This window comes from Cupriavidus sp. GW823-FHT06D04, assembly GCF_058795055.1.
The window spans coordinates 31,395-40,314 of sequence record NZ_JBXAHL010000052.1 but is presented as its reverse complement, the minus strand read 5'-3'; the positions used below and the strand labels follow the sequence as shown (position 1 = coordinate 40,314).

6 protein-coding genes are annotated in these 8,920 nt (G+C 68.3%); 2 read left to right on the top strand and 4 right to left on the bottom strand.

All coding sequences use genetic code 11. The features are described 5' to 3' along the window. Window positions 1-210: 210 nt before the first annotated feature. Together AC1Q7H_RS35950 and AC1Q7H_RS35945 are read left to right on the top strand one after the other, a co-directional pair. Window positions 211-1,233: an IS110 family RNA-guided transposase gene (locus tag AC1Q7H_RS35950; protein WP_013953497.1), complete on the top strand. Its 1,023-nt coding sequence runs from the start codon at window positions 211-213 to the stop codon at window positions 1,231-1,233. A gap of 435 nt (window positions 1,234-1,668) precedes the next feature. Further along, window positions 1,669-2,442, top strand: coding sequence for an SDR family NAD(P)-dependent oxidoreductase (locus tag AC1Q7H_RS35945; RefSeq protein ID WP_013953496.1), 774 nt, complete (start codon window positions 1,669-1,671; stop codon window positions 2,440-2,442). Here AC1Q7H_RS35945 and pdeM read toward each other — a convergent pair. The 4 genes from pdeM to AC1Q7H_RS35925 are packed head-to-tail and all read right to left on the bottom strand — an operon-like array spanning window position 2,427 to window position 8,615. After that, window positions 2,427-3,143, bottom strand: coding sequence for a ligase-associated DNA damage response endonuclease PdeM (gene pdeM, locus AC1Q7H_RS35940; RefSeq protein WP_013953495.1), 717 nt, complete (start codon window positions 3,141-3,143; stop codon window positions 2,427-2,429). The genes AC1Q7H_RS35945 and pdeM overlap by 16 nt on opposite strands. Continuing rightward, on the bottom strand, window positions 3,140-5,827 hold the full coding sequence (locus tag AC1Q7H_RS35935; RefSeq protein ID WP_013953494.1) for a ligase-associated DNA damage response DEXH box helicase: 2,688 nt from the start codon (window positions 5,825-5,827) through the stop codon (window positions 3,140-3,142). Before AC1Q7H_RS35935 ends, pdeM begins: the two co-directional genes overlap by 4 nt. Then, entirely contained in the window at window positions 5,824-7,497 is a 1,674-nt protein-coding gene (locus tag AC1Q7H_RS35930; protein WP_492382296.1) for an ATP-dependent DNA ligase, read from the bottom strand. Before AC1Q7H_RS35930 ends, AC1Q7H_RS35935 begins: the two co-directional genes overlap by 4 nt. Next, complete coding sequence (locus AC1Q7H_RS35925) at window positions 7,494-8,615, bottom strand: ligase-associated DNA damage response exonuclease (protein ID WP_249221307.1); 1,122 nt, start codon at window positions 8,613-8,615, stop codon at window positions 7,494-7,496. The genes AC1Q7H_RS35930 and AC1Q7H_RS35925 overlap by 4 nt, the downstream gene beginning before the upstream one ends. Window positions 8,616-8,920 lie beyond the last annotated feature (305 nt).

Sequence of the window (8,920 nt, the reverse complement as noted above, 5' to 3'; positions counted from 1 at the left end):
TTCGTCCTCCACGAGATTACCGAAATGTTCCGCATCTTCAGTTCAGGTCCATAGGATGTGGGTAAAGCTCAGGCCTTTAGGCAGGGGAGATGGAATGAACACCGCCCGTCAGTAACGCTAGCGGGGGTTCCACGATGAGGGGCTCTCGCTTGACCGACGGCATCGATGTGCCAAAGTGAAGATCCGAACCATCACTTGAGGTAAGCCCAAATGAATGCTACGACATATGGGCTGGATCTTGCAAAGTCGATCTTCCAACTCTACTGGGTCGACCCAGAGACGGGCGAGACGCACAGCCGGCGCCTCAGCAAGACCCAACTGATTTCCTTTCTGAGCAATCGCACCCCCGGCAAGTTCGTACTGGAGGCGTGTGGCGGCGCGCACTGGTGGGCAAGAAAGATTATCAGCCTGGGCCATGAAGCCATCCTGCTCCACCCAAAGTACGTGCGACCGTTCGTGCGGACCAACAAGACCGATGCGGCCGACGCGCGCGCGATCTGGACAGCCGCGCAGCAACCTGGGATGCGACCGATACCGGTAAAGACTGAGGCACAGCAAGCCTTACTTGGATTGCACCGAATTCGCTCGGAACTAGTCGACAGCCGCACGCGGCAAGTGAATCAGATTCGCGGCTTGCTGGGCGAATACGGCCTGCACTTCGTGCTTGGTCGCAAGGCTGCCATGGCGCAGTTTGTCACCCGACTGAGCGAGATCGAGCAAACCATCCCGGCTCCCTTGTGGCGACTGTTGTCGCGCCAGTTACAGCGACTCAGGCAGTTGGACGCTGAAATCCTCGCGGCCGAGCAAGAGATCGCTGCATGGCTAAAAACCGAGCCTGCCGCCCAATGTGTGGATGCGATTCCGGGAATTGGCCCGATCACCGCCACGGCCCTGGTTGCCACCATGGGATCTCCCCAGGCTTACCGCTCAGGCAGAGCCTTCGCGGCCAGCCTGGGCCTGGTACCAACCCAGAGTGGCACCGGCGGCAAGGTTCACCTCGGCCATATCAGCAAACGTGGCGATCCCTATTTGCGCAAACTGCTGATCCATGGCGCACGCATCGTGCTGACCCGCTCGAAGCGGCGCCCGTGCTGGGCTGAGGCCCTGCTGGTCAGGCGCCCGACCAATGTTGCCATCGTCGCGCTAGCCAACAAGATGGCGCGCACCGCCTGGGCATTGCTTGCCCATCGCCGCGTCTATGAACCCGGCTATGTCAGCGCACGGCCTGCGTAGCGAAAGCACGACCACAGTAGGGCACAAACGAATACCTTCAGGGTTGCACAGGGTAAGGAGATAAGGTGTGATGGCAAACTAGGTCGGACCGCGGGAACGCAAACCCGATGACATCCAAGCGGCTTACAGCCCGTCGTGGGAGATGGGGACGTTCCCGGCTGATTCCATCAAGGCCCGCAGGCACGTTCCTGCAGCAAGGTCGGATATAAGACAGCAACCCATACCTACAAGCCAAAGCCCTTCAATTTACCTTGGCATCCGGGCGGTGTTCATATAAGGACGTCAAATGCGCATTCACCGGCTGGCCGTCCCGCCGATCCGGTGGCAATGGCCTGCCTGGCGCCCGTCACCTGCCTCGGCGATTTCATCCATTCCGACGACGCCTTGAACGCTTTGCCATGTGAAGAATGTCCCACCACCCAAGGAGACAATCACATGACAAGGCATCCATTCGACCTGAGCGGCAAAGTGGCACTGGTGACCGGCGGCAACGGCGGCATCGGCCTGGGCATTGCCGAAGGGCTGGCCGCGGCCGGCGCCGATATCGCGATCTGGGGCACGAATGCCGCCAAGAACGCTGCCGCCGCCGACCGCCTGGCCCAGCATGGGCGCAAGGTGCATACTGAGCTTTGCGACGTCGGCGACGAGGAGGCGGTCGATGCTGCAATGGAGCGCACGGTGGCGGCGCTGGGGCGCATTGATGGCTGCTTTGCCAATGCCGGCGTGGGCAGCGGCAACAAGGGGCCGTTCGACCAGATGCCGACCGAGGCCTGGCGCAGGACCATGCGCGTCAACCTGGACGGTGCCTTCTTCACGCTGCGCGCCGCGGTGCGGCAGATGCTGGTGCAGGGCGAGGGCGGCGTGCTGTGCAGCACGGCCTCGGTCGCGGCCATTGAAGGCGCGCCGCGCTCCGAGCACTATGCTGCCACCAAGGGTGGCGTGATCTCGATGATGCGGGGGCTGGCGGTGGAGTACGCGCGCAAGGGCATCCGCGCGCACTCTATCCTGCCGGGCTGGATCAAGACCGAGATGACCAGCGTGGCCCAGGGCAACGATGTCTTCCAGGAAATGGTGCACAAGCGCGTGCCGATGCGCCGCTGGGGCGAGGGCAGCGACTTCGCCGGCATCGCGGTCTACCTGATGAGCCCGGCTTCCGCATACCACACGGGGGATACCTTTGTGATCGACGGTGGCTATACGCTGTTCTGAGCCGGACGTCTGGCAGGCCCAACAGGCCAGACCCGGCCGCCGCCGACCACATAGGCGTGCTCGTCCGGTTGCGGCCGAACGGTGGCGTGGCCGGTGAAGGCACCAAAGGCGGGCAGAATGGCGCCGTGCGGGCCGAACAGGAAGCAGGGCAGGCGCAGGCTGTCTGCGCCAGCGCCGCGCAGGCGGCAGGCCGGATGCAGGTGGCCGGCCAGTACATAGCCCTGTGCAGAAGCGCCGGGCATATGACATAGCGCGAAGGGGCCCGCCACGGCGGGCTCGGTCACCACGGAGATGTCGAGGGACTCAGGCGGGTCGCCGGCGCGCGCATCATGGTTGCCGCGCACCAGCGTGCAGCAGACCTGCGGCAGCAGGCTGTGACGCCAGTCGTCCAGCGCCCGTAGCACCGCCTGCGTACGGGCGGCACGCGCGTGCAGGAAGTCGCCGAGGAAGACCAGCTCATCCACTGGCAGTTGCCGGGTCAGCCGTGTCAGCAGCGCCAGGTTGTCGCCGGTGGTGCCGTGCGGCACCGGCTGCCCCAGCGCACGGAACGCCGCGGCCTTGCCGAAATGGACATCCGCCACCATCAGCATGCCTGCCGCAGGCCACCAGATCGCATGCTCGGGCAGCAGCCACAACGTCTCGCCGACGGCCGTCACGGCGAACGCGCCGTGCGCTTCCAATGTGCGGGCATCCGGTTTCATAGCAGCGGCAACGGCTTCGAAGGCTTGCGCACGCGGCGCGGCTTGCGCGGCGTGCGCCCGGACGGGCCGGCGTGGTCGGCCATGCCGAATCTGGCGGCTTGCGCCACTGCCTCGGCCGGCATGCTTTCCGCTTCGCCTGGCTCCGGACCTGCCGCCAGTTCCAGGTCGGCCAGCATGCGGGCGATGCGGTCGGCCAGCTTCTCGGTGCTCAGCTTCTCGCGCAGAAATTCCACCACCAGCGGGAAGGACAGCGGCGTGGGCCGCTTCAGTTCATGCAGGTCGAGCTTCAGCGCCGACAGGCGCTCCAGCGTATCGGCGAGCCGGTGCGCATCCAGCTCCTGCATCAGCACCTCGCGCTCGGCCTGGCCCAGCAGCAGGTTGCGGGGGTCGTGCTTGCGGAACACCTCGTAGAACAGGCTCGACGAGGCCTGCAACTGGCGCGCGCTCTTGGGTGCGCCGGGATAGCCCTGGAAGATCAGCCCGGCAATGCGCGCGATCTCGCGGAAGCGCCGCAGCGACAGCTCGCCCGCATTGAGGCTGCCCAGTACGTCGGCGGCCAGGTCGCGCTGGCGCTCCTCGGCCAGCACCTGCGGCAGCCAGTGGGCCCAGTCCAGCGGCGCCGACGCCAGCAACTCGAGCCCGTAGTCGTTGACCGCGACCGAGAACGTGGCCGGTACCTTCTGCCCCAGCCGCCACGCCAGCAGGCTGCCCAGCCCCAGATGGACCGAGCGGCCGGCGAACGGGTACAGGAACAGATGCCAGCCCTCACGCGAGTGCAGCGATTCGGCCAGCAACGTCTGGCGGGTGGGCAGGGCCGACCATTGCGCCTGCAGATCCACCAGCGGCTGGATCAGCGGCAGCTCCGGCGTGGTGCGCGGATCGAGCCGGCCCGCGGCGGCGGCTTCAAGCGTATCAATCACGGCTTCGGCCAGTTCGGTCGACATCGGCATCTTGCCGCCATTCCAGCGTGGCACCACCGGGCGCTTGCCGGTAGCGCGCCGCACGTAGGCGGTCATCTCCTGCACCCGCACCAGTTCCAGCAAGCGCCCGCCGAACAGGAAGCAGTCGCCCGGCGCCAGCCGTGCGATAAAGCCTTCCTCGACCGAGCCGAGCGAGGCGCCGCCGCTGCCCGCGCGGCTCCAGTAGCGCACCTGCATGGCGGCGTCGCTGACGATTGTGCCCACGCTCATGCGGTGGCGCCGCGCCAGCCCCACGTCCGGCACGCGCCAGACGCCTGCCTCGTCCGGCACCGCGCGGCGGAAGTCCGGATAGGCCGACAGCGTGGCGCCGCCCTGGCGCACAAAGTCCAGGCACCACTGCCACTCCTCGTCAGTCAGGTTGCGGTAGGCCCACGCCGAGCGCACCTCGGCCAGCAGCGCTTCCGGGCGGAAGCCGCCGCCGAGCGCCACCGTCACCAGGTGCTGCACCAGCACGTCGAGCGGCTTGTCGGGCGACTCGCGCGCTTCGATGCGGCCGGCCTGTACCGCATGCCGCGCGGCCACCGCTTCGACCAGTTCCAGGCTGTGCGTGGGTACCACCGTCACGCGCGAAGCGCGGCCCGGCGCGTGGCCGGAGCGGCCCGCACGCTGCAGCAGCCGCGCCACGCCCTTGGGCGAGCCGACTTGCAGCACGCGCTCAACCGGCAGGAAGTCCACGCCAAGGTCGAGGCTGGAGGTGCATACCACCGCGCGCAACATCCCGTTCTTCAGGTTCAGTTCGACCCATTCACGCACGCCACGATCAAGCGAGCCGTGGTGCAGCGCGATCTCGCCGGCCCAGTCCGGGCGCGCGTCGAGCAGCGCCTGGTACCACAGCTCGGCCTGGGAGCGGGTGTTGAGGAACACCAGCGTGGTGCCGCTGTGCGCCAGCTCTTCAACGACATGAGGAAGCATCGACAGGCCCAGGTGGCCGGCAAACGGGAAGCGGCTGGCGTTGTTGGGCAGCAGCGTGTCGATCACCAGTTTCTTGGGCGTATGCCCGTGCACCAGCACGCGCTGCTCCTCGGGCACGCCGGACAGAAGCACGTCGGCCGCATGCGGCAGGTTGCCGAGCGTGGCCGACAGCCCCCACACCATCAGCGCCGGCTGCCACTGCCGCAGCCGCGCCAGCGCCAGCTGCACCTGCACGCCGCGCTTGTTGCCGAGCAGTTCGTGCCATTCGTCGACCACCACCATGCGCACGCGCCGCAGGGTCTCCTGGGCATCGGCGCGTGTCAGCATCAGCGTCAGGCTTTCGGGCGTGGTGACCAGCGTGGTCGGCAGCCGACGCTGCTGTGCGGCGCGCTCGGCGCTGCCGGTATCGCCGGTGCGCAGCGCCACGGTCCAGTCGAGGTCCAGCTCGGCCAGCGGCGCCTGCAAGGCGCGCGTGGTGTCGGCGGCGAGGGCGCGCATCGGCGTGAGCCACAGCACCGTCAGCGGCGGCGCGGGTTTGTCGTGGGACGGCGCCGCGCGCGTCGTGCCGAACGCCATCAGCGCGCCCAGCCATGCCGCATAAGTCTTGCCGGTACCGGTGGTGGCATGCAGCAGCCCGCTCTGGCCGCGCGCGATCGCGGTCCACACCTCGCGCTGGAAGGCGAATGGTTGCCAGCCGCGCGCGTCGAACAGCGCCGACAGGCCCTGCGCGACGGCCAGAGGTTCGGTAGCGGTGTCTTCCGCCGGCTTGCGCGCGGCGCGCGGCGGACTCATGCCGCATCCTCCCGCGGCGCGGCGGCGCCCGGCAGCATCGCTTCCAGCGTGGCCAGCGTATCGGCTTCTTCGATTGGCTTGTCGGTGCGCCAGCGCAGCATGCGCGGAAAGCGCACCGCAATGCCGCTCTTGTGCCGGCCGCTGCGGGCGATGCCCTCGAAGCCGAGCTCGAATACCTGCGTGGGCTCCACGCTGCGCACCGGGCCGAATTTCTCTACCGTGGTCCGGCGCACGATCGCGTCGACCGCGCGCATCTCTTCATCGGTCAGGCCGGAATATGCCTTGGCGAACGGCACCAGCGCGCGGCCGGGCGTGCCGGGCGGGGCGTTCCAGACCGCGAAGGTAAAGTCGGTATAGAGGCTGGCGCGGCGGCCGTGCCCGCGCTGCGCGTAGACCAGCACCGCATCGACCGAGTAGGGGTCGATCTTCCACTTCCACCAGATGCCTACGTCCTTGGTGCGGCCCGCGCCGTAGGCCGCGCTGGCGGCCTTCAGCATGAAACCTTCGACGCCGAGTTCGCGTGAGGCATCGCGCAGCCGCGCGAAGTGTTCCCAGCTCTCAGCCTCCACCAGCGGGCTGAGTTCGAGCGAAGGGTGGACGTAGTCCGCCACCACTTGTTCCAGTCGCGCGCGACGCTCGGCCTCTGGTCGGGTGCGCCAGTCAGCGCCGTGCCATTCGAGCAGGTCATAGGCCATCAGGATGGCAGGCGCCTCGCGCAGCAGCTTCGCGCTCAGCGTCTTGCGGCCGATGCGCTGCTGCAGCAGCGCGAAGGGCTGCACGCGGCCCTGTTGCCAGACCACGATCTCGCCGTCGAGCACGGTGCCGTCCGGCAGTTGCCCGGCCGCTTCCAGGATTTCCGGAAAGCGTTCGGTGATCAGTTCCTCGCCACGCGACCACAGCCAGGCCTGGCCGCCGCGACGGACCAGTTGTGCGCGGATGCCGTCCCATTTCCATTCGACCAGCCAGTTTTCCGTGGTGCCCAAGACGCTATCGAACTCTTCGAGCGGCGCCTGCAGCGGATGCGCGAGGAAGAATGGGTAGGGCTGGCCGCCCCCGCGCAGTTCGCGGTGGTCGTCGCCTTCCGGTGCGATCAGTGCCAGGAAGTGCGCGGCATCGGGACGCGCGGACAGGTCGGTGTAGCCGACCATGCGCTCGGCCACGCGCTTGGGGTCGATACCGGCCACTTCACCGAGCGCGCGCGTCACTAGCAGCCGCGATACGCCCACGCGGAGGGCGCCGGTGATCAGCTTGAACAGGACCAGCCGGCCGTGCGCGTCGAGCGGCCGCCACAGCGCATCGAGACGCGGCATCAGCGCTTCGGGCGGCAGGCCGCGCAGCGGCAGTAGCCGCTGTTCGACCCATTCGGCCAGGCCGGCGTGGTCGGCGTCCATTGGCTCGGGCAGCAGCAGGGCGATGGTCTCGGCGAGATCGCCGACGGCCTGGTAGCTTTCCTCGAACAGCCAGTCGGGCAGCTCGGCGGCTTGGCGCGCCAGTTCGCGCAGCAGCGAGACCGGCACGATCTGGCGCGGCTTGCCGCCGGCGAGGAAATAGACCGCCCAGGCGGCGTCTTCCGGCGGCGCCACGCGCAGGTAGTCGATCAGCGCGGCGAGGCGGGCCTTGGTCGAGGTGGTGCCGTCGAGCGCGGCGTAGAGGTCGGCGAAGGCTTTCATGGCGCGGGCTCTTCGTTGCCGGCGTCTGGCTTCTCTTCGGTGTCCGCCGACTGCGCTTCGTTGCGCGCGGATTCGTCGTCGTCGCCGTATTCGGTCTCGAACGCCTGTGCCTGCCAGCCGCGTTCGTTCAGGTAGCGCACCATCACCGGCACATTGCCGTGGGTCACGATGATGCGCCCGGCTCCAGTTCCCTCGATGGCGCTGAGCAGTCCCGGCCAGTCCGCGTGATCGGACAGCGCAAAGCCGCGATCGACACCGCGGCGCCGGCGCGTGCCGCGCAACTGCATCCAGCCGCTGGCAAAGGCGTCGGACGCATCGCCAAAGCGCCGCAGCCATGGTGAGCGCTGCGCCGAAGGCGGCGCCACCACCAGCGCCTGGTGCAGCAGCGGGCTCCGCGGCGGCAAATCTGAAGCCAGTGCCATCGGCGGCAGCGCCACGCCGGCTTCGGCATAGGCCGCATTGAGCGTGGTCAGCGCGCCGTGCACGATCACCGGGCCCGGCATGCCGTCGGCGCCGGCATGGCGCAGCAGGCCGTGCAGGATGCGCTGGGCCTTGCCGAAGGTGTAGGCGTAGACGATGCTGGCGCGGCCGGCCTGCGCGTTGGTTTGCCACCAGTGGAAGATCTCCGCCATCAGCGCGGCCTGCGGCGGCCAACGGTAGATCGGCAGGCCGAAGGTGCTTTCGGTGATGAAGGTATCGCACGGCACCGGCTCGAACGGGTCGCAGGTGCCGTCGGCTTCGAGCTTGTAGTCGCCGGAGGCGACCCAGACCTGCCCGCCGTATTCCACGCGCAACTGGGCCGAGCCCAGCACATGGCCGGCCGGATGCAGGCTCAGCGTGACGCCGTGGTGGCGGATGCGCTTGCCGTAGGGCAGGGTATTGAGGTCGATGCCGGGCAGGCGCGCCAGCAATACGCCGCGGCCGGGTTCCGCACACAGGTAATGGGCGTGGCCGAAACGGGCGTGGTCAGAGTGGGCATGGGTGATGACGGCGCGCTCGACCGGGCGCCAGGGATCGATATAAAAGTCGCCCGGTGGGCAATACAGGCCCTCCGGGCGGGCGACGATCAGGTCGCCGGCGGGGGCGGGTTCAGCCTGCGGGGGCCGGGCTGGGTCCAAGCGTGCCTCCTGATGCACTGCGGCCAGCGGGCGGCCGCGATGCTCCCGGGGCGGGAGACTTGGGAATCATACTGCGGCGCTGTGCTGGCTGTGGAGGCGGCGGGGTCCGGTTTGGGTGTCGGTGGGGGTCCGACAAGGATGGGAGGCGCTGCCGGTTTGCTCCCCTCTCCCATTTATGGGAGAGGGGCGGGGGAGAGGGCAGGCGTCTCTGCGGAGTGGGGCGCCCAGATGCTGGCCATGCGCCTGCCCTCTCCCCCGGCCCCTCTCCCGCAGGCGGGAGAGGGGAGCAAACCGGCAGTGCGCGA